The sequence below is a fragment of the Kitasatospora sp. NPDC028961 genome, from assembly GCF_055564815.1.
The window spans coordinates 1-24,462 of the sequence record NZ_JBVHVO010000019.1; the positions used below are offsets into that span (position 1 = coordinate 1).

General features: G+C 72.9%; 19 protein-coding genes and 1 pseudogene. 10 read left to right on the forward strand and 10 right to left on the reverse strand.

Annotation, left to right across the window (positions count from 1 at the left end; genetic code table 11):
* Positions 1–147: 147 nt before the first annotated feature.
* On the reverse strand, positions 148–1,653 hold the full coding sequence (locus tag ACZ4UX_RS26385; protein ID WP_465708484.1) for an alkaline phosphatase family protein: 1,506 nt from the start codon (positions 1,651–1,653) through the stop codon (positions 148–150).
* A gap of 520 nt (positions 1,654–2,173) precedes the next feature.
* Between ACZ4UX_RS26385 and ACZ4UX_RS26390 the strand changes: the two genes are divergently transcribed.
* Both ACZ4UX_RS26390 and ACZ4UX_RS26395 read left to right on the forward strand, forming a co-directional pair.
* On the forward strand, positions 2,174–2,776 hold the full coding sequence (locus tag ACZ4UX_RS26390) for a carbonic anhydrase (protein ID WP_465708485.1): 603 nt from the start codon (positions 2,174–2,176) through the stop codon (positions 2,774–2,776).
* Between the two features lie 43 nt (positions 2,777–2,819).
* Entirely contained in the window at positions 2,820–4,295 is a 1,476-nt protein-coding gene (locus tag ACZ4UX_RS26395) for a SulP family inorganic anion transporter (RefSeq protein WP_465708486.1), read from the forward strand.
* A gap of 128 nt (positions 4,296–4,423) precedes the next feature.
* Here the strand turns inward: ACZ4UX_RS26395 and ACZ4UX_RS26400 are convergent, their stop codons facing one another.
* The 4 genes from ACZ4UX_RS26400 to ACZ4UX_RS26415 form a co-directional block, all read right to left on the reverse strand.
* Entirely contained in the window at positions 4,424–6,769 is a 2,346-nt protein-coding gene (locus ACZ4UX_RS26400) for an excinuclease ABC subunit UvrA (RefSeq protein ID WP_465708487.1), read from the reverse strand.
* Between the two features lie 159 nt (positions 6,770–6,928).
* Positions 6,929–7,225: a DUF3253 domain-containing protein gene (locus ACZ4UX_RS26405; protein WP_465708488.1), complete on the reverse strand. Its 297-nt coding sequence runs from the start codon at positions 7,223–7,225 to the stop codon at positions 6,929–6,931.
* 91 nt (positions 7,226–7,316) lie between these two features.
* Positions 7,317–7,643 (reverse strand): hypothetical protein, encoded by a 327-nt coding sequence (locus tag ACZ4UX_RS26410; RefSeq protein WP_465708489.1) that lies wholly within the window; start codon positions 7,641–7,643, stop codon positions 7,317–7,319.
* Between the two features lie 195 nt (positions 7,644–7,838).
* Complete coding sequence (locus tag ACZ4UX_RS26415; protein WP_465708490.1) at positions 7,839–8,690, reverse strand: alpha/beta fold hydrolase; 852 nt, start codon at positions 8,688–8,690, stop codon at positions 7,839–7,841.
* Between the two features lie 100 nt (positions 8,691–8,790).
* On the opposite strand from ACZ4UX_RS26415, the gene ACZ4UX_RS26420 reads away from it, so the two are divergent.
* Positions 8,791–9,198, forward strand: a complete 408-nt coding sequence (locus ACZ4UX_RS26420; RefSeq protein ID WP_465708491.1) for a winged helix-turn-helix transcriptional regulator — start codon at positions 8,791–8,793, stop codon at positions 9,196–9,198.
* Between the two features lie 83 nt (positions 9,199–9,281).
* Here ACZ4UX_RS26420 and ACZ4UX_RS26425 read toward each other — a convergent pair whose 3' ends face one another.
* The 3 genes from ACZ4UX_RS26425 to ACZ4UX_RS26435 form a co-directional block, all read right to left on the reverse strand.
* On the reverse strand, positions 9,282–10,160 hold the full coding sequence (locus tag ACZ4UX_RS26425) for a nuclease (RefSeq protein WP_465708492.1): 879 nt from the start codon (positions 10,158–10,160) through the stop codon (positions 9,282–9,284).
* A gap of 221 nt (positions 10,161–10,381) precedes the next feature.
* Complete coding sequence (locus ACZ4UX_RS26430; protein ID WP_352292881.1) at positions 10,382–10,696, reverse strand: STAS domain-containing protein; 315 nt, start codon at positions 10,694–10,696, stop codon at positions 10,382–10,384.
* Positions 10,696–14,871, reverse strand: coding sequence for a SpoIIE family protein phosphatase (locus ACZ4UX_RS26435; protein ID WP_465708493.1), 4,176 nt, complete (start codon positions 14,869–14,871; stop codon positions 10,696–10,698). Before ACZ4UX_RS26435 ends, ACZ4UX_RS26430 begins: the two co-directional genes overlap by 1 nt.
* A 300-nt stretch (positions 14,872–15,171) precedes the next feature.
* On the opposite strand from ACZ4UX_RS26435, the gene ACZ4UX_RS26440 reads away from it, so the two are divergent.
* The 7 genes and pseudogenes from ACZ4UX_RS26440 to ACZ4UX_RS26470 all read left to right on the forward strand — a co-directional run bounded on the left by ACZ4UX_RS26440 (position 15,172) and on the right by ACZ4UX_RS26470 (position 22,192).
* Positions 15,172–16,017: an STAS domain-containing protein gene (locus tag ACZ4UX_RS26440; RefSeq protein WP_465708494.1), complete on the forward strand. Its 846-nt coding sequence runs from the start codon at positions 15,172–15,174 to the stop codon at positions 16,015–16,017.
* Positions 16,014–16,394, forward strand: coding sequence for an STAS domain-containing protein (locus tag ACZ4UX_RS26445; protein ID WP_380385712.1), 381 nt, complete (start codon positions 16,014–16,016; stop codon positions 16,392–16,394). Before ACZ4UX_RS26440 ends, ACZ4UX_RS26445 begins: the two co-directional genes overlap by 4 nt.
* A gap of 8 nt (positions 16,395–16,402) precedes the next feature.
* The gene (locus ACZ4UX_RS26450; RefSeq protein ID WP_465708579.1) at positions 16,403–16,816 is read left to right on the forward strand and encodes an anti-sigma regulatory factor; all 414 of its coding nucleotides are present in this window, start codon (positions 16,403–16,405) and stop codon (positions 16,814–16,816) included.
* Complete coding sequence (locus ACZ4UX_RS26455) at positions 16,804–18,009, forward strand: ATP-binding SpoIIE family protein phosphatase (RefSeq protein WP_465708495.1); 1,206 nt, start codon at positions 16,804–16,806, stop codon at positions 18,007–18,009. The genes ACZ4UX_RS26450 and ACZ4UX_RS26455 overlap by 13 nt, the downstream gene beginning before the upstream one ends.
* Positions 18,006–19,763, forward strand: a pseudogene (locus ACZ4UX_RS26460) (ATP-binding response regulator); the annotation flags it as partial. The gene ACZ4UX_RS26455 and the pseudogene ACZ4UX_RS26460, both read left to right, overlap by 4 nt.
* 347 nt (positions 19,764–20,110) lie before the next feature.
* A complete protein-coding gene (locus ACZ4UX_RS26465; protein WP_465708496.1) occupies positions 20,111–21,757 on the forward strand; it encodes a SpoIIE family protein phosphatase in 1,647 nt (548 codons plus the stop codon).
* A gap of 81 nt (positions 21,758–21,838) precedes the next feature.
* Positions 21,839–22,192, forward strand: coding sequence for an STAS domain-containing protein (locus ACZ4UX_RS26470; RefSeq protein ID WP_465708497.1), 354 nt, complete (start codon positions 21,839–21,841; stop codon positions 22,190–22,192).
* Here ACZ4UX_RS26470 and ACZ4UX_RS26475 read toward each other — a convergent pair.
* Positions 22,125–23,669: a hypothetical protein gene (locus ACZ4UX_RS26475; RefSeq protein ID WP_465708498.1), complete on the reverse strand. Its 1,545-nt coding sequence runs from the start codon at positions 23,667–23,669 to the stop codon at positions 22,125–22,127. The two genes, ACZ4UX_RS26470 and ACZ4UX_RS26475, sit on opposite strands and share 68 nt — an antisense overlap.
* A complete protein-coding gene (locus tag ACZ4UX_RS26480) occupies positions 23,666–24,016 on the reverse strand; it encodes a PadR family transcriptional regulator (RefSeq protein ID WP_465708499.1) in 351 nt (116 codons plus the stop codon). Before ACZ4UX_RS26480 ends, ACZ4UX_RS26475 begins: the two co-directional genes overlap by 4 nt.
* Positions 24,017–24,462: the final 446 nt, after the last annotated feature.

Consider the following 24,462-nt stretch of genomic DNA (forward strand, 5'->3'; position numbering starts at 1 on the left):
TTGCCCCCCGAAATGTCAACCCCCAAGGGGGGGGAGTGGGGGGGGGGGGGGGGGGGGGGGGGGGGGGGGGTCTCCCCCCCCCCCCCCCCCCCCCTCCGCCGTGGCGGCCCGCTGCTCCGGGCCGACGTGTCCCGGGCGAGTGGTGCGTCAGGAGGTGACGGAGACCTGGTCGACCGTCCAGAACGCGCTGTTGGTGCCGGTGTAGCGGAACTGGAGCTGTGCCGTGGTCGCGCCGGCCGGGACGGTGACCTGGAGCTTCTCGAAGGTGTTGAGGTCACTGCGGTAGGACTTCACCAACTGCGGGGCGCCGGTGCCGAAGACGACGTACAGGTCGCCGGTCTGCGGGCCGTCGACCTTGTAGTCGGTGGCGAAGGAGACGGTGGCCTGGGTGCCGCTGACCGGGAACGCCGGGCTGATCAGCGTGGAGTCGAACTGCCCGGTGCCGTGCGACTTGTCGTCCCACTCGTCGGAGTCGGCGACCGCGAAGACGTTGCGGGCCCGGACGTTGGTCTCCCGGGACTGGCCGAGCTGGGCCGCCGTCCAGAACTCGTCCGTGGCGAAGGCCCAGCCCCGCCACTCGGTGACGCCGCCGCTGGGCATCCTGGAGTTGTCGATGGTCCAGCCGGACGGCGGGGTGTGGGTCCAGCCCTTGGTGGTGGCGGGGATGCCGGTCTCGTCCACCCGGGTCTGCAGGCCGGGGCGCAGGGCGTCGAAGGCGTCGGGGACGATCTCGTCGATCGGCTTGCCGTCCAGCTGCCAGGCCGGCTGGAGGGCGACACCCTCGTGCTTGAGGACGGTGGGTGCGATGTCGACCGGCTTGACGTCGAAGCGGGTCGAACCGGCGGCGTAGCCGGCTCCGTTGACGATCTGGAAGGTCTGGCGCTCGACGGCGCTGTTCCCGCCGTGGCCGCCGGCGTCGGTGTGGCCGTGGTCGGTGGTGACGATGATCAGCCAGTCCTCGGAGGCGTAGGTCGCGCGGTTGCGCACCGCCTGGACGACCTGCCCGACCAGCGCGTCGACCGAGTGGATCGCGGCGGCGTACTGGGAGCTGGTGCCGCCGTAGCTGTGGCCCGCCTCGTCGACCTCGTCGAAGTGGAGGAAGGTGGTGTCGGGGTTCCCGTTGGTGAGGTAGTCGGCGGCGTCCGAGGCGGTCTTGACGTCGTTCTCGCTCTCGTCGATCCGCAGGTCCGCCATGCCGTGGAAGACGTTGTCGGCGATCGGGTTCCAGGAGGCGGCGACCAGGGTGGAGGCGCTGGGCGAGGCCGTCTCCAGCCTGGTGGCGAAGTCCGGGTAGAGGTCGAAGCGGGAGCCGGCGAAGGTGTTGTCCTTGACGCCGTGCCTGTCCGGCCAGACGCCGGTGGCGATGGTGGACCAGCCCGGCCCGGAGAGCGTCGGCGCCAACGGGTTGGCGTAGAGGTTGCTGGTCGCGGTGAGGCCCGAGGCCATCAGCGACTTGATGGTGGGCGCGTCGGCGGTCAGCAGCTTGTCGTACCGGGTGCCGTCGACGCCGATCACCAGGGTCTTGGCCGTCCTGGTGCCGTTCGGCAGGCCCTTGTACGGGCCGGTGGCGGCCGAGGCCTGGACGCCGGTGAGCGGCAGCAGTGCCGCGGTGAGCGTGACCGTGGCGAGGGCGGCCCGGACGGAACGGGACATGTGCACAGGAACTCCCGTGGGGAGAGGGGGGAGGTGCGGGACGGGACGGCCGGGGGGAACACGTGCTCGGGGTGGCCGCCCGCCGAAGAGTGTGGAGCCGCACGGCGATCCCCCGGCCTCACACAACGCACGGCTGCGTGAACAACTCCCGAACTTGGGTTCAGACCGGTTACCTTTTCGTGATCATCCGTGCGCGGCCGACGAGGCGCGCGCCGGAGCGCCGGCGCGGCGCCCGACGTGCCGCCCGCACCCCGTACCGCTCCGGCACGACGCGGTAACAAGATGTTAACCGGACCGGCGCACTTTCCTCCCAGACGCGGGCTTTACCTTCTTCATGGCCGTGCTTTACTAGCGCTTGACGATGCATCAGGTCATCGGGGGATCACCGAAGGTCACCGGCCGTGCGGCTCCGCCGTGCCCGACGGCCGGTCCGGGCCCGGGGCCTGGGCCGAACGTCCCCTGCCCGATCCCGATCGCCCGCCCGCCGTCCGTGGCGGGAGGCAGAAGGAGGCATGCCCTCATGGAACCGTTGATCGACCGTGCCCGCGCCTTCCCCGAGCGCGCCGGCCGGGCCGGCCGCGAGCTCGACGGCCTCGCCACCGGTCAGTCGCCGCAGGCGCTCTTCATCACCTGCTCGGACTCCCGGGTGGTGCCGGCCCTGATCACCGGGGCAGCGCCCGGCGACCTCTTCGAACTCCGCACCGCGGGCAACATCGTCCCGTCCTACCGTGCGGACTCCGCCTCCGGTGAGACCGCCACCATCGAATACGCCGTGGACGTCCTCGGCGTGCGCGACATCGTGGTGTGCGGCCACTCGCACTGCGGGGCCGTCGGCGCGGTGGTGCGCGGCGACGACCTCAGCCTGGCGCCCGCCGTCCGCTCCTGGCTGGGCAACGCCGACCGCGGCGTTCTGCGGGCCGACGGGACGGACGTCTTCGACCCGACCGTGGCCGGGCCCGTGCAACGGCACGTCCTCGCCCAGCTGGAACAGCTGCGCGGCTACCCGGGCATCGCACGGCGACTGGTCGACGGCCGGGTCCGGATCCACGGCTGGTTCTACGAGGTCCACACCGGGCTGGTGCTCGCGCACCGGGCCGACTCCGGACTCTTCCTCCCGCTGTGACCGGCCGCCTGCCCTCCGTCCACTCCATCGAACCGAGGACCTGATGATCCGTCGTCCCGCCCTCCGGCCCGCCGACCTGCGGGCAGACCTGGCCGCCTCCCTCGTCGTCTTCCTGGTCGCGCTGCCGCTCTGCGTCGGTGTGGCCGTCGCCTCCGGCGTCCCGGCCGAACTCGGCCTGCTCACCGGCATCGTCGGCGGCCTTCTCACCGGGCTGCTGCCGGGCAGCAGCCTCCAGGTGTCCGGCCCCGCCGCGGGCCTCACCGTCCTGGTGTTCGCGGCCGTGCAGGAACACGGGCTCGCCACCCTCGGCGTGATCACCGCGGCCGCCGGACTGCTCCAGATCGGCATGGGCGCGCTGCGGCTCGGGCGCCTGTTCCGCGCCATCTCGGTCTCGGTCGTCCAGGGCATGCTGGCGGGCATCGGCCTGGTGCTGATCTCCGGGCAGCTCTACGCGCTGGCCGACGCGAAAGCGCCCAGGAGCGGACTCGACAAGCTGGCGGGCCTTCCCGGCCTGGTCCTCGACACCGTGACCTCGACGCGGGCGCTCACCGCCGCCGCGATCGGCATCGGCACCATAGCCGTTCTGGTGCTCTGGCCCCGGCTGCCCGCCCGGGTCCGGACGGTGCCCGCGCCGCTGGCCGCCGTCGCCGCGGCCACCGCCGCCACCGCGCTGTTCGACCTCTCCGTCGGCAAGGTCGAGGTCGCCGGTCTGGCCGGGGTGATCGACCTCCCCGGCGGCGCGGACCTGGCGGCGCTCGGCGATGTCGGCGTCCTCGGCGCCGTGCTCGCGTTCGCCCTGATCGCCTCGGCGGAGAGCCTGTTCAGCGCCGCGGCGGTGGACCGCCTGCACGGCGGCCCGCGCACCCACTACGACCGGGAGTTGATCGCCCAGGGGGTCGGCAACACGGTCTGCGGCGCCCTCGGCGCGCTCCCGATGACCGCCGTCATCGTGCGCAGCGCCGCCAACGTCCAGGCCGGGGCGCGGACCAAGGCCTCCCGCGTGCTGCACGGCCTCTGGCTGCTGCTGTTCGCCGCGCTGTTCCCCGCCGCGCTGTCGGTCATCCCGCTCGCCGCGCTGGCCGGGGTCCTGGTGCACGCCGGGGCCAAGCTCGTGCCGGCGAAGGCGCTCGTTCCGCTGTGGCGGACGCACCGCGGGGAGGCCTTGATCCTGATGGCCACGGCGGTCGCCGTCGTGGTGACCAACCTCTTCGAGGGGGTGCTGCTCGGCCTGCTGCTCTCCGTGCTGAAGAGCGCCTGGGACACCTCGCACCTGCACGTGGAGGTCGACGAGCGCGGGGACGGAACGGTCGGGGTGACACTGGCCGGCAACGCGACCTTCCTCCGCCTGCCCCGGCTCCTGGACACGCTGGAGCGACTGCCCGCCGGCCGGACCGTCCACCTGGACCTGACCGGCCTGCGCCACCTCGATCACGCCTGCCGGACGGCGCTGGAGACCTGGGAGGAGCGCCACAACCGGGTGGGTGAGGCGCTCGTGGTGCGCGTCCCGGTCGGCGTCTGACCGCCGCTGCCAGGGGCTGCTGCTGCCGAGGAGGCGACGGCGCGGTAGCGGCGGATCGGCCGTCGCTACCGTGCTGCCCGCGCCCTGCCGCCCCGCCGAACCCGCGGTACTCAGGAACGGCCGCGGCGTCACCCGGGGGCGGTGGCTCCGGCCGTGCTGCGGGACGCGGCCCCGGTAGCCCGCTGTTCGGTGGCCGCCGCCAGCGCGCGCCCGGTGAGGGAGTCCGTCCGGCGCAGCAGTTCGGCGGGCGGGCCGGCGAAGAGCAGGCGGCCGCCGTCCGTCCCGGCTCCGGGGCCGATGTCGATCACATGGTCGGCCTGGGCGACTACGCGCAGGTTGTGCTCCACGACCACCAGCGTCGCACCGGCGTCCACGAGGTCGGCGAACAGCAGGTCGAGCCGTTCGACGTCGCTGGGGTGCAGACCGGTCGTCGGTTCGTCCAGGACGATCCGCTCCTCGGCGAAGCCGGGCGAGCTGCTGAGGTGCCGGGCCAGCAGGAGGCGTTGCTTCTCGCCGCCGGAGAGGGTGTCGAGCGACTGTCCGACGGCGGCGTAGCCGAGTCCGACGCGTTCGAGCCAGCCCATCGTCCGCACGATGTCGGAGCGGTCCGCGAAGAGGTCCGCCACGGGGCCCGCCGGCATTCTCAGGACGTCGGCGATCGTCCGGCCGTCGAGCCGGACCTTCATGGCGGCGGGGTTGAAGCGTTCGCCCCCGCAGACGTCGCAGGGTGTCGCCACGTCGTCGAGGAAGGCGAGTTCGGTGGTGATGTAGCCCCTGCCCCTGCAAGTGGGGCAGGCGCCCTTGGAGTTGAAGCTGAACCAGGCCGGTTCGAGCCCGGAGGCGGCGCTGAACGCCTCGCGCACGCTGTCCGCGACGCCGAGGATGCTGAGCGGCATCGACCGTACCCCGCCGCGCAGCGGGTCCTGCCCGACGACCGTGAACTCGGGGTGCTGCCGGGGGAGTTCATTGGTGGCGAACGAGCTCTTGCCGGAACCCGCCACGCCCGTGACCGCGGTGAGGACGCCGAGCGGAATGTCGACGTCGAAGCCGGCGAGGTTGTGCGCGGAGGCGTTCTCCACGCGGACGAAGGCTCGCGGTTCGCGGCTCGCGCGTGCGAGCGGCAGGGGCGTCGAGAGCAGCCGTCCGGTGACGGTGTCGCTGCCGGCCAGAGCCTTCGGCGTACCTTCGAACTGCACAAGGCCGCCCCGTGAACCCGCCCCCGGTCCCATGTCGATCACATGGTCGGCGATTCGGATCACCTGGGGGTGGTGCTCCACGACCACCACGGTGTTGCCGGCGTCGCGCAGCCGCAGCAGGAGGTGGTTGAGACGTTGCACATCGGCGGGGTGCAGGCCCGTCGAGGGCTCGTCGAAGACGTAGGTGATGTCGGTGAGGGCGCTGCCCAGGTGTCGGACGATCTTGACCCGTTGTGCCTCGCCACCGGACAGCGTCGACGACTCGCGGTCGAGCGAGAGGTATCCGAGCCCGACGGAGAGCAGTGCGTCCAAGGTCCGCCGGATCCCGTCGAGGGCCGGTTCCACCCGCGGATCCTCCAGCGCCGCCAGGAGTTCGCGGAGCTCGGCCACCGGCATCGCCGACCAGTCGACGATCGAGCGCCCCTCGATCAGGCTGGCGCGGGCCGCGGCGTTCAGGCGCGCTCCGCCGCACTCATGGCAGACGCGGTGCGTCGTCAGACGGTCCAGCTCCTCCCGCACCTGCGGTGAGATCTTGGTCGGCCGGTTCTTGACGTACACGTCCCGCATCCGGGTGACGACGCCGTCGAAGCGGGCGGTCTTGGGGAAGCGCGGATCCGGATCCGGCAGCTTCAGCTGATCCGCGTAGAGGAACAGCCGCATCTCGTCCCGCGTGTAGTCCTTCAGCGGCTTCTCCCGGTCGAACAGCCCGCAGTAGGCGAAGCGCTTCCAGCGGTAGACGCCGGGGCGGAACTGGCTGAATCGAACAGGTCCCTCGTCGATGTTCTTCTCCGGATCGATCAACTCCTCGACATCGATGTCGACGACAGTGCCGAGGCCTTCGCACGCGGGGCACATGCCCGTCGGATCGTTGAAGGAGTAGGCCGGCGAGTATCCGGCGGAGGGCACGCCGATCCGTGAGAACACGAGTCTGAGCAGGGGAGCGAGGTCGGAAGCCGTCGCCACCGTCGACCGGGCGTTTCCGGTGAAGCGGCGCTGATCGATGATGACCGTGAACGTCAGACCGCTCATCGACTGCACCTCGGGCGCCGGCATGTGGGGAAGGCGGTTCCTCACGAACGACGGGTACGAGTCGTTCACCAGACGTTGTGCCTCGGCGGCGATCGTGTCCAGCACGAGTGAGGACTTGCCGGACCCGGAAACCCCGGTGACCACGGTCAACGCCTTCTTCGGCAGGTCGACGCTCACCTGGGCGAGATTGTTGGCGGCCGCTCCGACGATACGGATGACGGACTCGCCTGCTGCAGCGTGATCGGCCATGGCCGCCATCGTAGGCGCGGCCCACGGGGACGGGGTGCTGCGCGCGACGCGCCGCACTCGGCGAGCCCCCGGCGGGGAGCCCTCGCGCCGCAGCCGTCCGCGCGCTCTGACAGCACGGCGCCCTTCACCGGCCACCACCATCGGGACGGCGGGGATGACCTACGGCTCGGTGCGGGTCGTTCGTCCCCGCGCTCGACGAATGCGGATCGGGCCATGGACCTCGGCGGGCGTGACAGGGCGCCCGGCCTGAGTGACCTCGACCTCACCCGCCGAAGCCAGCCGCCACGCGGCCCGGCGAGTCGGCTCCATCAACGCACGCCATCCCTCGCCCTCTCCCGCGTACGCCGCCCGGGCGGCATCGGAGGGGCAGATCGACGAGGTCGGCCCACGACGCTCCAGCAGAGCCAGAATGGTCCGCTCGACGAGCCGGTCGACCTTCTGCGGATCCTTCGCCACCACCCGAGTATCGCACTGGGCCGGTCGGGCCGGCCCGACCAGGCGCGGCTCGGAGCGGTGCTCGGAGAGTCCGGTGCGGGGGGCGTGGCCGTCACCGCTCGCTCCTGGCGTCCAGGTCCGCGAGGCCCCGCTCCCATCGCTCGCGGCGCTCGTGGGGGGACTGCTCCCACCACGGCGTCCCCCGTTCCCCGAGGGCCGTCTTCGCCGCATGCACGCGGGACCGGGCCTCGCGCTCCGCCTCCGAGTCCCCCGCCGCCAGGGCGGCGCGCACCGCGCGCCGGGCCGCCATCAGGTGGCGTCGGAGACGAGCGGCCGTGGATTCGGGCAGGGACGGGTCCGTCGCCCGCCACCGGCGGCCGTCGATCACGACGAAGTGCCCGTCGGCCGTCTTCTCAGGTCCCTGCCGCTGGGTGCCCACAGGCATGATCCTCGGGGACGGGGGCCATCGGCGCGAGCCGAGGAGCTGACCTCCGAGCCGTCGGCCTCCGCCGGCCCGGTGGGGGAGGAGAAGGGACATCACGGCAGTCCTGACCCGGTGCGGGGCCGAGGATGTGCGAGCGGGCGAAGGGCACCTCGGCCGGGGCGTGCATCGGACGCCGGCCCTCGGACCTGGTCACCCTGCTTTCGCCTCCGCGCCGGTCAGGAACGGACGCAGCAGCCCGAGCAGGGCGCGGGGGCGGTGCAGCGGGATGATGTGGCCGCAGTCCTCGATGACGTGTCCGGTGAGGTCGTCGGTGATCGGGCGGAGCTGGCGTTCCAGCGCCGCGCCGACGGGCCGGGCGCCCACCGCCATCGTCGGCACCGTCAGGCGCGCGGCGGCGACCGCCTGTTCGACCTGTACCGCGCTCTCGGGCAGCGCCCGGTAGTACGAGAACGCGCGGCTCAGCGCCTGGCGGCCGGTGTACGCGCGGACGAAGGCGTCCCGGAGGGCGGGGCGCACCCCGTCGCCGAGTGTGCCGGAGCGCAGGAACCAGTCGACGTAGGCCGCTTCGTGGCCCTCCAGTACGGACTCGGCGAGGCCGGGCGCGGCGGCATGGAAGCCGAACCACCACGGCGGGCCGTCGGCGAGGAACTCCTCGGCGCCGGGCAGCCTGCCCAGAAGGGCCTCCATGACGACCAGGCGCCGGACGAGACCGGGGCGGCGCAGGGCGAGGAGGAAGGCCGGTGCGGTACCCGCGTCGATGCCCACCACCGCGGCCGGGGCCACGCCGAGCGTGGTGAGAAGCGCCGCGGCGTCCTCGGCCAGGGTTCCCGCGTCGTACCCGGTGGCGGTCCCGCTGCTCGCGCCGAACCCGCGCAGGTCCGGCGCGATGACGCGGTAGCGGCCGGAAAGGCCGGCCATGACGTCCGTCCACACCTCCCAGGTGTGCGGGAAACCGTGCAGCAGCAGGACGGCCGGGCCCGATCCGGCGAGGGCGACGTTCAGTTCGACACCGTTGACGGGGACGCGCCGCAACTCGGGCATGGAGGGCTCCAGAGGTGGTGAGGAATGGTGACCAGGTCACGCTAAGGAACTACGCTGACTCCTCCAAGACGGCACTTTTCCTTCAGGTGGTGAGCCCGGAGTGACCACATCGAGGCCCGGCGAACCCGGCCGGCGGCCCGGTGAGCGGGGCGATCTGCTGGATCCGCTCTGCCCGACCCGCCAGTTGCTCGACCGGATCGGCACCAAGTGGACGTCGATGGCGGTCAAGGTGCTGGCCGAGGAGGCGCCGGGCGAGCTCCGTTTCGCGGAACTGCGGCGCCGTTTCCCGGGCATCTCCCAGAAGATGCTGTCCGTCACCCTGCGGAGCCTCGTCCGCGACGGCCTGGTCGCGCGCCGGGTGGAGCCCACCGTGCCCCCCGCCGTCCACTACCGGCTCACCGAACTCGGCCTCTCCCTCGAAGAGCCGCTCTCCGCCCTGCGGGTCTGGGCCGAGACGCACATGGCGGAGATCGACCGCAGCAACCGCCTCGCCGACGAGTCGCCCTGACGAGGGCGTCGAGCCGACGCGGCGGTCACGGACCGAGGATGCCGGCGGCACGCCTGCCGTCGGCCTTCCGGTTCACTTCTCGTTCACTTCTCGACGAAGACGATGTCCTCGATGCCGGGGCGCAGCTTCACCGTGCCGTCGTTGACGTCGATCACGCGGTGCAGGCCTCTGGTGGAGGTCGTCTGTTCGGAGAGGAAGAACTCGTCGTCCGCGCCGGCCAGGTAGGCGGGGAGCGAGTCGAGGGAGGGGCCGAACAGGCGCAGGTAGTCGGCCAGGCGTCGGAACAGCTTGGGCAGGATGACCAGCCGGTCGGTGATCGAGCTCAGGTCCTCGATCTCGGCGCCGCTGTGGGTGACGTCCGTGGCCCAGACGCTGCCGGGTGCCTTCGCGGCCTGCGCCTGCCGGGCGGTCGCGGCCATGTCGAGGCGCAGTTCCCGGGGCAGGTTCGAGTAGAACGTCGGGTAGACCAGGCCGCGGGAGAGCAGTTCGTGGTTGGCGCTCTGGCGGAGGAGCGGTACGTCGACCCTGATCATCGCCCCGCTCCTGGCGTCCGGCGCCGGAGTGCCCCGGCCGACCAGGGCGATGCAGCGGCCGTAGGTGTCGGCGCCACTGGCGAGGACGAAGCCGGGGACGGTGTCCGGGGTGGCGGAGGTGACCTTCTCGTCCGCCCCGCGCGTGACGTCGGTGAAGCCCAGCCAGGTCAGCAGGGCGTCCCGGGCCGCGTGGGCGCCCAGATCGAGCGGCTGGTGCACGAAGTCGGGGCCGACTCCCTGGTAGTGGGTCTCCAGTGCGTCGATCCCGTCCAGCCGGAGGCCGGCGCCGCCGTGGGCGTTCCGCTTGACCTTGTGCTCACCGGGCAGCTCGGGCCAGAAGCCGGGGTCGTCGGGGAGGAAGTGGACGGTGTCGCCGTCCGGTTCGAAGTTCTTGATCTCGTAGCGGCCCTTGACGAGCATCATGGTCATGAGTGCCTCCGGTGACTGGACTGCGACTCATTGTGATGCCCTTCGTGGACGGACGGTGGGACCGTGCCGTCGGCGCGTTCGGCGCGTTCGGCGCGTTCGGCGCGTTCGGCGCGTTCGGCGCGTTCGGCGCGTTCGGCGGGGCGCGCCGGGGCCGGCGCCCGGTGCGGAGCCGCGCGCGGCACATCCCCCGTGACGGCACGGCCCCCGCGCGTGGGGAGCTCTCAGTTCGGCGGCGGGTCGATGACCTCGCGGACCGAGACGAGTTGGCTCAGGCCCGAGACGGTGAGCAGCGGGGTCAGGAGCGGGCTCGTGATCAGCCGGATCCGGTGGGCACGCGCGAAGAGGACGGTGAGGCCGGCGCTGTCGAGGTACTCGACGGCACTGACGTCGACGGTCAGGGGCGTGTCGGACTCGGGGATCCGGTCGATGGCCGCGGCGAGTTCGTGGGCGTTGGCCAGGTCGATCTCGCCGGCCGCCCGCAGCACGGGCGAGCCGCCCGGGCCGTGGCCGGGGGTGAGGACGAGCGCGGTGGTCATCAGGCGATCCTTAGCTGCATGTCGACGGTGGTGCCGCCGCTGCCTGGGGTGATGGTGACCTGCTGCATGAGGGCGTTCATCAGGGCGACGCCGCGACCGCGGTCGGTGTCGGCCCGGTGTCCGGGGATCTTCCAGTGGCCGGTGTCCGCGACGGTCAGGCGCAGCTCGGCGGCCGTGGCGACGGCGGACAGGCGGATCCGGGCGCCCGGCGCGTCACGGTGACCGTGTTCGATGGCGTTGGCGCACGCTTCGCCGGCCGCGACCAGGACGCTCTGCACGGTGGGCGCGGGCAGCCCGCACCGGTTCAACCAGCCGCGGAGGCTGTTCCGGACGGGGGCGAGCTGCCCGGACTCCGCGGGGAAGGTCACCTCCAGCGGGGCGGGGTGGCGGTGGAGCAGGATGGCCACGTCGTCGTCGTACCCGTCGTCGGGGGCGAGCGCGGCCATGAGGCGGGCGGCGAGGTCGTCGACCGACAGCGCGCGCCCTTCCCGCAGGATGGTTCCGGCCCGGTCGACGCCTTCGCTCAGGGGGCGGCGGCGGCGCTCCACCAGACCGTCGGTGTAGAGCAGCAGGGTGGAGCGCGGCGGCATGGTGCACCGGACTTCGGGCCGGTCCGCACCGGTCCGGACGGCGAGGGGCAGCGCGTTGCCGTCCTGGAGGAGGACGGTGGTCCCGTCGGGGTGGGTGAGGACGCCGGGAGGGTGGCCGGCACTGGAGTAGACGAGGTGGCCGTCGGCGGGGTCGAGCACTCCGCAGAAGACGGTGGTGCACATCGCCCCGGGGATGTCGGCCGCGAAGCGGTCCAGGGCCGCGAGGGTGCGGGCGGGCGAGGGGTCCTGGAGGAGCAGGGCGCGGCAGGCGCTCCGGAGTTGGCCCATGACGGTGGCCGCGGTGAGCCCGCGCCCGACGCAGTCCCCGACCACGATGCCGGTGCGGCCGTCGGGGAGGGCCACGATGTCGTACCAGTCGCCGCCGACCTCCAGGGGGCGGGTGGCGGGCTCGTAGCGTACGGCGAAGCCGCCGGGCAGGTGGGAGGGGCCGAGGATGGCGCGTTGCAGGGTTATCGCGGTCTCGCGCTGCTGGTCGATCTGGTGCACCCGGGCCAGTCCCTGGGCCAGGCGGCCGGCCAGTTGGGAGAGCAGCTGCCGGTCCTGTTCGGTGAAGGGTCGCGGCCCTTGGCGGTCGATCCACAGGAGGAGCGTGCCGCGCGGGTGTTCGAGGACGATGCCGGAGCCGTCGGCCCGGTCGGTGACCGGGGTGAGGGCGGGGCGCGTGCGCAGGGCGGTGAGGGTCTCGCGCCGCTCGGCCGGCAGGTCGTCCCAGCGCTGTTCCGGGTCGGTGGCGGTCAGCACCGGGGCCCCGTCGGGCGGGAACAGCACGGCGAGGACGGTGTCGGCCCGCCAGACCCGTCGCAGCTCGGCCATGGCCGCGGCCATGGCGTCGGGCAGGGTGGCGGCTTCCGCGAGGCGCGTGCCGAGCGATGCCAGGGCGGCCGCCCGTTGGGCCGCGTGGTGCTCCGAGGTGACGTCACGGATGGTGCCGACGATGACGCGGCGCCCGCTCTCCGGCTCCTGGACGCGGTTGAAGGCGGCTGCCACCCACACCTGACGGCCGTCGCGGTGGGTGGCCGGGATGGTGCAGGTGCCGTGCTCCCGGCCGGTCAGTTCGGCGAGGGCGTCGGCCACCAGCCGGTGGGCGTCGGGGTCGGCGTCGCGCTCGGGCCACCACGGCTGGGGGTACCGGTAGGGCAGGCCCTCGGGCCCGTGGCCGAGGATGGCGGTGAACGCGGCGTTGACCTCGATGACGTCGCCGTGCTCGTCGCAGACGAAGAACCCCTCCTGGAGGGAGTCGACCAGGGCTGTGCGCCAGCGCGCGTGGCGGTTGCGCAGCCGTGTCATGTCGATGGTGGCACGGACCCGGGCGAGCAGTTCCGCCGCGGCGAAGGGTTTGACCAGGTAGTCGTCGGCGCCGGCGTCGAGGCCCTCGATGGAGGCCTCCTGTCCGGCGCGGGCCGAGAGCAGGATGACGGGGACGGCGGCGGTCCGCGGGTCGGCGCGCAGCGCGGCCACGAGCCGGACACCGTCGAGGCCGGGCATCATGACGTCGCTGACGACGAGGTCGGGGGCCTCGGCACGGACCGCCTCCAGCGCTGCCAGGCCGTCGGCGACGGCCCGGACCAGGTAGCCGGGGCCGGTGAGGAGCCGGCTGAGGTACTCGCGCATGTCGGCGTTGTCGTCGGCGATCAGGACCCGGGCGCGGGGCTGGGCCGACCGCCCGCCGAGGGGTGCGGCGCGGTCCGGCACTTCGGTGGACCGGGAGGGGTCGGCCCGTTCGCTCCCGGGGAGCCAGCGCAGCGCCTCCTCCAGGTAGGGGTCGGCCGCGGCCGACGCGCGGGCGGGCGCCGCGGGCGCGGGGGCCAGGGCGTCCTGGGGGAGGTGGGCGTGGCCGAACGGCAGGCGGACGGTGAAGGCCGTGCCCTCGCCCTCGCGACTGCGGGCGGTGATGGTGCCACCGTGGGCCTGGACGAGTTCCTGGACGAGGGCGAGTCCGATGCCGCTGCCCTCGTGGGAGCGCGCGCGGGTGTTCTCGATCCGGTGGAACCGTTGGAAGAGGCGCGGCAGCTCGGTGGCGGGCACCCCGACGCCGGTGTCGGTGACCGTGACGACCGCGTGGTCGTCCTCCCGGTGCACGGCGACGCCGATCGAGCCCTCGAAGGTGAACTTGAGGGCGTTGCTGAGCAGGTTGAGGACGACCTTCTCCCACATGTCCCGGTCGATGTGGACGGGCTCCGCCAGCGGTGGGCAGTCCATCGTGAAGGCCAGGCCGGCCTTGTCGACGGCGGAGCGGAAGACGCTGGCCAGCTCCGCGGTGGTCGCGGCCAGCTCGACCGGTTCGTAGCTGGCCCGCAGGTGGCCGGCCTCGATCCGGGAGAAGTCGAGCAGGGTGTTGACGAGCCTGCCCAGCCGCAGCCCGTTGCGGTGGATGACGTCCAGTTCCTCCCTCGTGCGCGGATCGGCGTCCGCCAGCCTGGTCCGAAGCTCTTCGAGCGGACCCATGATCAAGGTCAGGGGGGTGCGGAACTCGTGGCTGACGTTGGAGAAGAAGGCGGTCTTGGCCCGGTCGAGTGCCGCGAGTTCGTCGGCGCGCTGCTGCTGGGCCTGGTACTCGCGGGCGCCGGCGACCCCTGCCGCGACGTGGCCGGCGGCCAGCTCGACGAATCCCCGGTAGCCCTCGTCCGCTGCCCGGTAGCGGTTGAGCGCCGCCACCAGGAAGCCGTAGGGCACGTCGCCCCGCCGCAGCAGCGGGACGACCAGGGCATGGGTGGGCGGAGCCGGCCGGCCGAAGGTGGGAAGGTCCGCGAACGCGGGACCGTCGAGGGCGACGACCACCGGTTCGGCCTGCGCCGCCCGCGCCGACGGCCACACCCCGGGTGTGCCGCCCGGGGGCAGGAGCGCCGGGGCGGCGGGGTGTCCGGCGGGCAGGCCGGTCGCGGCGGCCAGACGGGCGGACCCGTCGGGCAGCGCCAGATAGGTCAGGACGAACGGCAGGTCATGAGGGTTGGCGGCGAGCTGGCGGGTACTGAAGGCCAGGGTCTCCTCCTCGGTACGCACCACGCTGAGGTCCGAGCCGAGGTCCCGCAGGGTCGCCATCCGCCGCTCGCCGATGACCCGGTCGGTCTCCTCGCTGACCACGCACAACACGCCGCTCACGAGGCCGTCGTCGTCGCGCAGGGGACTGTAGGAGAAGGTGTGGTAGCTCTCCTCGGGATATCCGGAACGCTCCACGAACAGCAGCAGCGCCTCGTCCCAGGTCGCCCGGCCCGTGGTCAGCACGGTCCCGATCCGCGGGCCGATGTCGCCCCAGATCTCCGCCCACACCTCGCTCGCCGGCCGGCCCAGCGCCCAGGGGTACTTCCGGCCGAGGGTGTCGCGCCGGTAGGCGGCGTTGCAGAAGAACGTCAGGTCCTCGCCCCAGGCCATCCACATCGGGAACCGGGAGGAGAGCAGGATGCTCACGGCCGTGCGCAGGCTCTGCGGCCAGCCGGTGGGCGCGCCCAGCGGCGTCGCCGTCCAGTCCACCGCCGCGAGATCGCGCCCGACCTCGCGGTCGCCTTCGAAGATGTCGACACCGGCACCCGCCGTCGCCCCGTACTCGACTCCTTCGGGCTGGCCCATCCGACGCGTCCTCTCCTTCCGTACGGTTCGCACCGGCGACCATCCGCACCTCTCGCCACCGGCTCCGACCGTCGCCCCGTCCGTGTCGAGGCACCTGGCCCCATCGTAGAAGCCACGACGCCCCCGTCTGCCCCGGACGGGCGTTTCGAGTCGTCCGACGACAGCGCCGCGGGCGCCGCCCCCGCCGCGCGGGAGGGAGCCGGACCCGTGCGCGAAGACGCAGGTTTGGCCCGCCGCGTCCGTGGCATACGGGTGCCGGAGAGCCCGTGAGGTCGGGCATGATCGATGGAGAGTGCCCAAGTGGCGGATAAGGCAATGTCGGTGCGTTTGGTGGAGCTCTTGACGGAGCAGCGAAAGGCCCTGGGTTCGGCCTGGGTGGACGCGGTGTCGCGGACGCTGCGGGGGCGGATCAGTGAGGCCGAACTCGACCGCGAGTTGCAGGAGCTGTTCACGGCCCTGGTGGAGGGCCTACGCCAGGGGGGTTTCGACTGGCAGGGCGAGGACTTCGCGGAGGTGCGCGCGCTGCTCACCGAGCTGTCGCGCAACCGGGCCCGTCAGGGTTTCACCACCACCGAGACCGCGACCAGCGTTCTCGCTTTCAAGGCCATCCTGGCGCCGACGACGGACAGTTCGGCGCAGGACATCACCGTCTACCTGCAACTGTCACAGTTGATGGACGCGCTGGCGCTGTTCACGATGGAGGTGTACGCGCGGACCCGTGAGGAGCTCATCAGCGCGCAGTCGGAGCAGCTCCTGGAGCTCTCCACCCCCGTGGTGAAGCTGTGGGACGGTGTGGTGGCGGTGCCGCTGGTCGGCACGCTCGACTCGGTCCGCACCCAGGTGGTGATGGAGAAGCTGCTCCAGACACTCGTGGACACGGGTTCGGAGCAGGCGATTATCGATATCACCGGGGTGCCGGCGGTGGACACCGAGGTCGCCCAGCACTTGCTCAAGACGGTGGTGGCCGCGCGGCTGATGGGCGCCGAGTGCACCATCTCGGGTATCCGCCCGCAGATCGCGCAGACGATCGTGGCGTTGGGTATCCAGTTCGGGGACATCGTCACGAAGGCGACGCTCGCCGACGCGCTCAAGCACGCGCTGCGCCGTGGTGGTGTCGACCCGATGATGGCTGGTGGCCGGCCGTGACGGAGCGCGTACCTGTTCTGAAGATCGGCGATGTGCTGCTGGTGTCCATCCAGGTGGATCTGGAGGACCAGACCGTTCTGGACCTCCAGGACGACTTGGCCGCACGGATCGTGGCGACCGGTGCGAGCGGGGTGGTGATCGACATCACCGCGGTGGAGATCGTCGACTCGTTCGTGGGCCGGATGCTCGCCACCACCGCCGCGATCTCCCGCATGCTGGACGCCGAGACCGTGGTGGTGGGTATGCGGCCCGCCGTCGCGATCACCCTGGTCGAGCTCGGGCTCTCGCTGGGGGGCGTGCGTACCGCGCTCAGTCTGGAGAAGGGCCTGGCGATGCTGGGCCGGTCGGCGGGCGGTCGTGGTTCGGTTCGGTCGTGAGCGGTCTCGTGCCTACGCCCGAGGGTGAGCAGGAGTGTATTGCGGTCCGGTCGAATGACGATGTGGTGCGGGCCCGGCAGTTGGTCCGTTCGCTGGCTCAGCGTTGCAAGCTGTCGCTGGTCGATCAGACGAAGTTGGTGACGGCGGCGAGTGAGTTGGCCCGTAACACCCTGGTCTACGGCGGGGGTGGGGTGATGCGGACCGGGCTGGTCCGGCGGGACATGCGTCTGGGTGTGGCGGCGGTCTTCGAGGACAACGGGCCGGGCATCGCCGACGTGGACCTCGCGTTGACCGACGGCTGGACTTCGGGCAGCGGGCTGGGGCTGGGTCTGAGTGGCGCGCGGCGTCTGGTCGACGACTTCGTCCTGGACACCGAGGTCGGCCGCGGCACGCTGGTGTCGGTGATCAAGTGGGCCCGGTGAGTGCGGTGTTGCTGGGGAGCGAGGATGTCGCGTGGTTTCGGGACGAGCGTTCCATGCCGGCGGCGGCGCGTGGTGCCGCGGCGGCGTTGGCGCGTCGGATCGGGCTGGGTGATCAGCGGGCGGCCGAGGTCGCGCTCGCGGTGAGCGAGGCGGCGACGAACCTGTGTCGTCATGCGGTGGACGGTGCTCTGTTGTTGAGGGTGGTCCGTACCGCGACGGACGCCGGTCTGGAGTTCGTGACCGTTGACGCGGGTCCTGGGATGGCGGATGTCTCGCGTGCGCTGACCGACGGGGTGTCGTCCGCGAGCACGCTGGGGATCGGGCTGGGTGCGATCTCCCGGTTGGCCGATACCTTCGACGTGCATTCGTTGCCCGGGCGGGGGACCGTGCTGGCGGCGCGGTTCTGGACGCGGGAGGCCGCGGCGGCGGCCCGGGTGGCGGGTGAGCCGGTGGTGGCGGGGTTGACGAGGGCGATCAGTGGTGAGGAGGTCTGTGGGGACGCGTGGGCGGCGCGGTCGGTCGCGGCGCCGGGTGGCGGCCTGGGGGTGGCGGGTGGCGGTGGGGTGCCGGTTGGCGGTGGGGTCTCTCGTGGTTCGCTGAGTTGGGCGGCATTGGCTGGTGTCGACGCGCCCGGGGTGCCGCGGGCGGCGTCGGTGCGGGAGGAGCGGGGCGCGGTCGCGGATCGCGACGCGTTGCTGTTGATGTTCTGCGACGGTCTCGGGCACGGGCCGTTGGCGGCCCGGGCCTCCCGGGCGGCGGTCGACGCGTTCCATGCTTCGCGGGCGACGCGGCCGGACGCTGTTCTGATGGATATCCATCGTGCGTTGAGCGCGGGTCGTGGTGGCGCGGTCGCGGTGGTGTCGATCGGGGTGTCGGCGGGTCGGGTGTTGTTCTGCGGTGTCGGGAATGTCAGTACGTTCGTCCTGGATCCGGCGACGGGCGGCCGGCGTTCGCTGCCGTCGGCGCCGGGTATCGTCGGTCACCATCTGCCGTCGCTGCGGACGGTCGAGCAGGACCTGCCGGCGGGTAGTGCGGTGGTGATGCATTCGGACGGGCTGACCGAACGGTGGCGGCCGGCGGATCTGCCGGGGTTGCTCGGACATATCCCGCTGGTGGCGGCGGGCCAGTTGCTGCGTGAGGCGGGGGTGCGTCGGGACGACGCGGGTGTGCTCGTGGCGAGGGGTGCGTGGTGAGTGTGCCGGGCGGTACGGGTACCGTCCATCTGATGACCATCTCGGTCGCCACCGAGCAGGACACCTTCGCGTTGCGGCGCTGTGGCCGGGCGGTCGCCGGGGTGTTCGGTGTCGAGAACCAGGACCAGGTCAGGCTGGCCACCGCGCTCAGTGAGCTGGGGCGTGACCTGCTGACCGCGACCGCGTTGACGGTGGAGTTCGCGGTGGTGGGCGGGGTGTCGGCGGTGTTGCGGGTGGCGATGTGTTGGCAGGGTGGTCCGGGGCCGAGTCCGGAGGCGCTGGGTGCGGTGGCTCGTCTGGTGCAGGTGCGGCGGGTGGAGGGGCCGGCGGCGCAGTGCCTGGTCGTGGAGCAGCCGCTGCTGGGGTCCGGTGAGTGGCCGGCCGGTCTGATGGATCGGGCGCGTGAGGTGCTCGGGGCGCATGGCGGGTCGTCGGCGTCGGAGGACGCGCGGGCGCAGACCAGGGACCTGATCGCGGCGTTGGGGGAGTCGCGTGCTCAGCGTGAGGAGTTGCAGCGGCTGAACGAGGAGTTGGGGGAGACGAATCGGGGGGTGGTGGCGCTGTATTCCGAGTTGTCGCAGGAGTTGGAGGAGACGAATCGCGGGGTGGTGGCCCTGTACGGGGAATTGGAGGAGAAGTCGCGTCAGCTCCGGGTGGCCAGTGAGGCGAAGACCAGGTTCTGGGCGAACGTCAGCCATGAGCTGCGTACTCCGGTGAATTCCGTGGTCGGGTTGGCCGGGTTGTTGCTGGCGAGCGGGGCGGGGCGTCTGGAGGAGGACCAGCGGGAGCAGATCGGGCTGATCTCGGCGTCGGGGAGTACGCTGCTGACGCTGGTGGACGAGCTGTTGGACGTCGCGAAGGCGGAGTCGGGGCGGTTGGAGCCGGTCTGGGCGCGGGTGGATCTGCGGGCGCTGCTCGCGGAACTGCGGGGCACTTTGGGTGTGCGCGCGGGTGAGGGTGTGACGCTGGGCATCGCCGACCCGGTGTCGGTGCCGGTGTTCGTCAGTGACGAGGTGATGCTCAGCCGGGTCCTTCGCAACCTGCTGTCCAACGCGCTGAAGTTCACCGAGCGGGGCAGCGTGACGCTGGACGTGGCGCTGGGGGAGGGCCCGGACGGCGGGGAGCTGGTCCTCACGGTCGCGGACACCGGTGTCGGGATCCCGCGGGAGCAGCAGGAACGCGTCTTCGAGGAGTTCTACCAGGTGCGCGGGGCGCATCAGCGGGGCCGTTCCGGTACCGGTCTCGGTCTGCCCTACGCCCGCCGTCTGACCGGGCTCCTCGGCGGCAGTCTGACGCTCACCAGCGGCCCGGGCGAGGGGACGCGTGTCGTGGTGCGGCTGCCGGTGCCGGGACCGCCGGTCGAGGACCCGCCGCGGCGCGTGGCGGTGCTGGTCAGCGTCGACGACGACGAGGCGTACCGGGCGAGTGTGCGTCCGTTGCTCGGTGAGCTGGCGGAGCGGATCGTCGAGGTCTGCGAGGGAAGCCGGGCGGTGGAGACGATCCGGCGTGAGCGCCCGGACGCCGTCCTGCTCGATCTGCACATGCCGGACCTGGACGGGTACCAGGTCCTGGCCCGGCTGGCGGCGGACGCGGAGCTGCGCGCCGTGCCCGTCGTCGTGATCACTTCCGCGAGCACGGCCGGTCTGGAGCACGACCGGCTGGTCCATGCCCGCGCCGTCCTGGAGAAGGCCACTTTGAGGTCCCACCAGCTGGCCGCCGCCTTCGCGGCGCCCGCCCGAGGCAACGATCCCGGCGACCTTCCCGGCGACTTCCCCGGTGACCATGCCGGTGGTCATTCCGGTGGCCATCCCGGCAACGATCTCGGCGACCTCGCCGGTGGCCTTCCCGGCGACTTCCCCGGTGACCATGCCGGTGGTCATTCCGGCAACTTCCCCGGTGGCCCTTCCGGGAACTTCCCCGGTGGCCATCCCGGCGGCAACCTTCCCGGCAACCTCGCCGGTGGCCTCCCCGGCGGCGACCTCGCCGGTGGCCATCCCGGTGACCTTCCTGGTGGCCATCGCGGGGACCTTCCCGGTGGCCTCCTCGGCAACCTCCCCGGTGGTTCCCCCGGTGGGCCGGCGGTCGGTGGACGGAGTGTCGGTTGAGTGCCGGGGCGGCCGGCGACGGCGCGGCGGCTACCATCCTGGTCCTGGACGACAACGACATCAACCGGTATCTCGTCCGGAGCTGGTTGGTGCGCGGGGGCCACACGGTGGTGGAGGCCGCGGACGGTACGGAGGGCCTCGCTCTGCTCGCCGCGGCCGGTGACCGGGATTTGCCCGAACTCGCGGTGGTCGATGTCCGGTTGCCGGACATGAGCGGGTTCGAGGTCTGTGAGCGGATCAAGGCGGATCCCAGGACGGCGTCGGTTCCGGTGATCCATATCTCGGCCACCGCCATCGAGGTCGACGACCGCGCCCAGGGCCTGCATCGTGGCGCGGACGCGTATCTCACCGAGCCGATAGCCCCGTCGGAGTTGCTGGCGACGGTCACGGCGGCGCTGCGTTACGCCCGTGCCCGTCGTCGCGCCGAGCGGCTGGCGGCTCGGGTGGCGATCCTGAACCGGACCACGCTGGCCGTGTACGGGGTGAGCGGCGCGGAGGCCTTCACGGCGAGAGCGGCGGCCGGCACGGCCACCCTGATGTCCTCCCCGGCCGTCGCTCTGGCCCTGAGCCCGGACGAGCGGGCCCTGCAGGTGGCGGTCGTCGACCGGCCCGCCCCGGACGGCGTCACCGCCGCCCCCCGCCTGAGTACGGCGGACGCGGGGCTCCTGGACCGGTTGACGGACCACGCGCTCGGCGACGCGACGGGCGCCGAGACCGCGGTCCTGTCCCGCGCGGACTGGCATGCCCTGGCCGCGCGTCTGGACGCCGGGCTCACCGAGCTCCTGCCCGGGGAGGTCGCGGTGCTTTTGGCCCGGACCAAGCACGGCCGGCCGCCGGTCGCGCTCGTGGTGGAGGCGCCCGCGACCACCGGCCCCGACGACCGGGGGCTCTTCTCCCAGCTCGGCCAGGCCTGCGCGCTGGCGCTGGAGGCGATGCGCGCCCGTAGTGAGGAGCACGCGCTCGTCCTCACCCTGCAGCGCACCTTCCTGCCCGACCGGCTGCCCGAGGTCGCCGGGGTGGACCTCGCCGTCCGCTACAAGCCCGCCGCCGACCACACGGAGATCGGCGGTGACTTCTACGAGGCGATCGAGACCCCGGCCGGCCTGCTGCTGGCGATCGGCGACGTGGCCGGGCACTCACTCAAGGCCGCGATGGTCATGGGCGAGCTGCGCCACGCGCTGCGGGCCTACGCGATCGAGGGGCACGACCCGCGGACCCTGCTGGAGCGGCTGGACGCGCTGCTCGTGCGCCTGCGGCCGACGATGACCGCCACCGTCTGCCTGGTGCTGGTGGAACCCGGCGGACGACGTGTCCACATCGCCAACGCCGGCCACCTGCCGCCGCTGCTGCGCCTTCCCGACGGTTCCACCCGTTATCTCACCGAGCACGGGATCCTGCTGGGTCTGAACCTGCCGCACCCGCCGGCCGTCTCCCACGCCGTTCCGGCCGGATCCACGTTGCTGCTGCTCACCGACGGTCTCGTGGAGGTGCCCGGTGAGGATCTCGACGAGAGTCTCGCCGCCCTCGGGAGTGCGGTGTCCGCCGCCGGGCAGGGGCTCGATGAGCTGTGCGACCAGTTGTTGGACGACTTCGGCAAGGCGAAGACGGACGACATCGCCCTTCTCGCAGCGAGAATCCACTGACCGTCCCGCACGAGCCGATCCGAGCCGGTGCGCACCGCACGGGCGTCCCCGGTTCCCGTTCCAGTCCTTCCAGGAGTTACGGTGCCCGACTTCGCGTTGGCCATGGCCGTTCACACCCATCCGTCGGGGGCGACGGTCCTCACCGTCACCGGGGAGCTCGATTACCACACGGCTCCGCGGCTGAGCCGGTTGGTGGAGGGGCTGCCGCTGGCCGCGGCCGTTCCGCTCGTCCTGGATGTCGGGGGCCTGTCGTTCTGTGACTCGATCGGGGTCTCGGCGCTGATCTCCGGTTACCAGCGGGCCACCGCGGCCGCTGCGCCGTTCGCCGTGGCGGGCGCGGGCCGGGATCTGGCGCAGATCCTCCAGATCACCGGTATCGACCGGATCTTCGGCCTCTACGAGAGCGTGGACCAGGCCGTCGCGGCCTTCGGCTGACCGGGCCGTCCGCGGGTCCGGTGGCTGGTGCGCGGCCGTGGTCGGGGCCGTGAGCGGGGTGGGCGTGGTCGGTGTCCGCGCCGAGACCGCGAAGGTCGTGACGGTCGGGGCTGTCCGGGTCTCGGGTGTGGTGCTGGCCGTGGGCCGTGGCGGCGTCTGTTCCCGTTTCCCCGGCGGGCGGTACCTGGACGGGGAGCGGCAGGAGTCGGCCGGGCGGGGCGTGGATGCCGTCCGTCCGGTCCGCGATCGGGTCGAGCGGCGGGCCGCGGCCTGTTCGCCGGGTTCGGTGTGGGGGCCGGCGCGTGAGCGCACCGGGGCGGTGAGCGTCGCCGGGGCGCTGCCCGTCCTCGCCGGCCGGGTGTTGACGGCCCGCCAGGCCGGGCCCGACGGCGGCGCCGCCTCGGAGGCCGCCGTGCCGAGGTGGTCCGGGTGGTCCGCCGGCGCCGGTCCTCGTGCCTGACGAGGACCGGCGCGGCCGGTCGGGTATCGCGGTGCGGCTGGGGGTTCCCCGCACGCGGGTGGGGGATTCGGGGGTGGAGTGGGAGCGGTCAGGGGTGTTCGGTTCGCTTCGCCGGGTGAACCGGTGCGCCAGTCGTACCGCGAGGAACGTGACCGTGTACCCGGCTGCGAACAGGACCACGGGGCGCACGATGAAGGGAAGGGGGTCCGGGTAGCCGTCCACGAGTGCGGGGCAGAGCAGCGGGGGGCCGGCCAGGACCGCCGTGGCCAGGGCCGCGGGCCCCACTGCGCGGGTGGTGCAGGCGATGGCGACGCCGACGACCAGGGGGGCGGTGAAGTCGAAGCCGGTGTGCGGGACCCGCGCTCCGATGTGGCTCTCGGCCAGGATCAGGGTGGTGTCCGCGGCGGTGATCGCGATGGCCAGTGCCCACGGCAGGAGCGTGCGCGGGCGTGACGTGCGGTCCGGCGGGGCGACCAGCAGGACGAGGGCGTTGACCGTGAGCAGGACGGTCGCGGAGTCGCTCAGCCCGGGCTGGTAGAGGGCCGCCAGCGGTGGGGCGGTCAGGACGGTGGCCAGGGCCAGGACCCTGGCCGTCGTCCAGCGTCCGGCCAGCACCGCGGCCGCCATCAGCGCCGCCGGGACGGACGCCATCGCCGTGACGGCGACCGTCCGGGCGCCGGAGGGCCCGAACCACTCGAACCCGTGGTCGGTGACCAGCCGGACGACGCCCCAGAGGGCCCAGGCCGCGTAGGTGCCGGCCAGGACGCCGGCGAGCGGGGCCGCGGTGGCCAGCGCCCGGCCCATCGGCCGGTGGGAGGTCAGGCCGAGGCGGACCCGGGCGCCGTGTCCGGCCACGTCGGCGACCTCCCGCAGTCCGGCCGGCGGGCCCGCGGCGCGCACGTGGCGTTCGGCGTGGTCGGCGAGTTCGGCCAGCTCGTGGGCGCCGTAGGAGGCGGGGTAGAGGGCGAGGGCGCGGCGCAGCAGTCGGGCGTTGGGGGTGGTGCGGTCCACGGTCACGCCATGCCTCCGGCGAGTCGGGTGCGGGTGGTCGCCAGGCGCCGGTCGGCTTCGCGCAGGGCGGCCCGCAGCCGCTCGCTCTCGTCGGTGAGGGCCTGGACGCCGGCCGGGGTGAGGGCGAAGATCCGGCGGGGGCGTCCGTCGACGCTCTCCTCCCGTTCGATCCGGACCAGCCCTTCGGCCAGCAGCCGGTCGAGGGTGCCGTACAGGGTGCCGGCGCCGAGCCGTACCCGGCCCTCGGAGATCGCGGTGACTTCCTCGCCGAGGGCGTAGCCGTGCCGGGGCCGGTCGGCGAGGGCGGTCAGCAGGAGGAAGGTTGGCTCCTGCATGGAGCGTTTCTTCGTCATGCCGAGCACCATAGTACGGTCACCGTAGGGTCTGGCAAGGGGTTAGCTGATCGGCCGTCAACACCGTGGCCGAAGAGGCCCGGTGTCCTCGGGTCGGCGGCGTCGCCTGGGCCGCGTCATGCCGGCGTCATGGCCGGCGGGCGCGCGCGCCGTGGGGAGGAAGCCGCCTGGGCGCGGCCCGGACCCCGGCGGGCGAAGCGCGGCGAATCGGGTCGACCTCTGGCCGTCTTCGCGGGAGCACCGTGTGCGGGCGCGGGGAGCGGCCGGGCGCACGGGCGGGTGCCGGGCCGCAGGGGCGTGGGTGGTCGGGCCCGGGTGACGGTGCACGGCCTGTGTGGGGCAGACCGTGCACCGCCCCCGCCGGTTGCCCCGGCAGTCCCGGGGTATGCCCGGCCGGCCGCTCTCGCGGGCGGGGGAGGCGCTCGGGGCCGGTGGCGGCGGGCACG

What these genes read in the sequence shown, in the direction of transcription:
- ACZ4UX_RS26425 (WP_465708492.1), bottom strand. Translation starts at nt 10,160, where the DNA reads ATGACCATGATGCTCGTCAAGGGCCGCTACGAGATCAAGAACTTCGAA.
- ACZ4UX_RS26390 (WP_465708485.1), top strand. Translation starts at nt 2,174, where the DNA reads ATGGAACCGTTGATCGACCGTGCCCGCGCCTTCCCCGAGCGCGCCGGC.
- ACZ4UX_RS26400 (WP_465708487.1), bottom strand. Translation starts at nt 6,769, where the DNA reads ATGGCCGATCACGCTGCAGCAGGCGAGTCCGTCATCCGTATCGTCGGA.
- ACZ4UX_RS26480 (WP_465708499.1), bottom strand. Translation starts at nt 24,016, where the DNA reads ATGACGAAGAAACGCTCCATGCAGGAGCCAACCTTCCTCCTGCTGACC.
- ACZ4UX_RS26435 (WP_465708493.1), bottom strand. Translation starts at nt 14,871, where the DNA reads ATGGGCCAGCCCGAAGGAGTCGAGTACGGGGCGACGGCGGGTGCCGGT.
- ACZ4UX_RS26415 (WP_465708490.1), bottom strand. Translation starts at nt 8,690, where the DNA reads ATGCCCGAGTTGCGGCGCGTCCCCGTCAACGGTGTCGAACTGAACGTC.
- ACZ4UX_RS26430 (WP_352292881.1), bottom strand. Translation starts at nt 10,696, where the DNA reads ATGACCACCGCGCTCGTCCTCACCCCCGGCCACGGCCCGGGCGGCTCG.
- ACZ4UX_RS26385 (WP_465708484.1), bottom strand. Translation starts at nt 1,653, where the DNA reads ATGTCCCGTTCCGTCCGGGCCGCCCTCGCCACGGTCACGCTCACCGCG.
- ACZ4UX_RS26395 (WP_465708486.1), top strand. Translation starts at nt 2,820, where the DNA reads ATGATCCGTCGTCCCGCCCTCCGGCCCGCCGACCTGCGGGCAGACCTG.